The sequence below is a fragment of the Gallicola sp. Sow4_E12 genome (assembly GCF_052116305.1).
In the GTDB taxonomy this organism is placed as follows: domain Bacteria; phylum Bacillota; class Clostridia; order Tissierellales; family Peptoniphilaceae; genus JBQKLI01.
Map to the genome: position 1 here is coordinate 1 of NZ_JBQKLI010000053.1, position 812 is coordinate 812.

Consider the following 812-nt stretch of genomic DNA (forward strand, 5'->3'; position numbering starts at 1 on the left):
CGCATCCCAGCCGTCAAAACGCACCGGGGCCAGAGCCTCCGCCACGCCAATCAGGCCCGCGACCTCCGACTTCGCCCGACCCTTCGGCATTGACAGCACGCCACGAGAGATCAACCGACGCCCCGACGCCGGTTCGAGCTCGTAGGCGTCCACGATGAAGTCAAACATCTCGTCATCGAACGTCAACGGCTGCCCCTCCACCGGCCCAGGGCCATGGCAGGCATACGCCTCGAGCCAGTCGATGACGGCATAGCCGAGAGAGCACTTCTGCCCCTCGAACAGGGGGCGGAACATCAGCCTGCGCGCCGCTTCCGCGCCCGGTCAAGGCTCGACACCTTGCCTGCGGATGCGACCGACTCCACAGACTTCTGATAGGCACCCCTCGGACCCCGATACTGGGGCCGTCGACCCTCCACGTCCGGCAACCGCAGCGCCGCCAGCAGCTGCTTGAGGACCGTGGCCGTCGCGTTCGCCTCACGCAGCGCCGAGTTCACGACCAAGCTGGACACTCCGTTACCGTCCGTCTCAATCGACAGCAGCACGTCATGCTTGCCACGGATCGCCGCATCCAGAGAATCGAGCCGATCCTTTGCCCGGCACGCCTCCTCCAGTTGCACCAACTGCTCCGGCGTCAGCTCGAACACGTCCGCCACGCCACGCCACAAAGCACGCCCACCATCCGCCAACGAGGCTGGACACGGGGCCGGGATATGGGGCTCGTCAGACATGCTCAACACCTCCAGCGTCGCGCCGATATGCATCTGGTGGTATCGCACCACCAGAGAGAATGGTTTTCAGGCCCTGTAGACTGC

The 812-nt window shown here is 65.1% G+C and carries 2 protein-coding genes; both read right to left on the reverse strand.

Translation table 11 applies throughout. From position 1 onward, the window contains the following. Window positions 1–186, reverse strand: a 186-nt coding sequence (locus ACTQ46_RS11110) for a hypothetical protein (protein WP_441749891.1), incomplete at its 3' end; no start/stop codon positions are given. A gap of 107 nt (window positions 187–293) precedes the next feature. Then, window positions 294–761, reverse strand: coding sequence for a hypothetical protein (locus ACTQ46_RS11115; RefSeq protein WP_432223556.1), 468 nt, complete (start codon window positions 759–761; stop codon window positions 294–296). Between the last annotated feature and the right edge of the window lie 51 nt (window positions 762–812).